At 61.3% G+C, this 261-nt stretch carries 1 protein-coding gene; it reads left to right on the top strand.

Annotated features, from left to right (window positions below):
• Positions 1-261, top strand: a 261-nt coding sequence (locus tag SB725_RS32005; protein ID WP_410923491.1) for a hypothetical protein, incomplete at both ends; no start/stop codon positions are given.

The raw sequence follows: 261 nt of genomic DNA, 5'->3' as shown, positions 1-261 counted from the left end.
CCGCAATGGCATCGTGTACGAGATCCACGGCGAGCAGTGCCCGGATAGCGTGAAGTCGATCGGCGAGGGCGTTGTGATGCGCGGCGGCCGTGCTGAATTCGACATTGTTTTCGACAACGGCACCACGTCGAAGCGACTACCCGAGTGCATCTTGCGCGGCGTTCAATGGCGCGTCTATGGCGAGATTGCGACCGCTGATGAAATCACGGCAGCGCTCGCAAACGCAGCGACCACCAAGGCCGACAAGACAGCACGCGAAGC

The sequence above is a fragment of the Pseudomonas sp. SIMBA_041 genome, assembly GCF_046535095.1.
Classification (GTDB): Bacteria; Pseudomonadota; Gammaproteobacteria; order Pseudomonadales; family Pseudomonadaceae; genus Aquipseudomonas; species Aquipseudomonas mucoides.
Note: the sequence above shows the minus strand (reverse complement) of the source record. Positions and strands in the feature narration are given on the sequence as shown.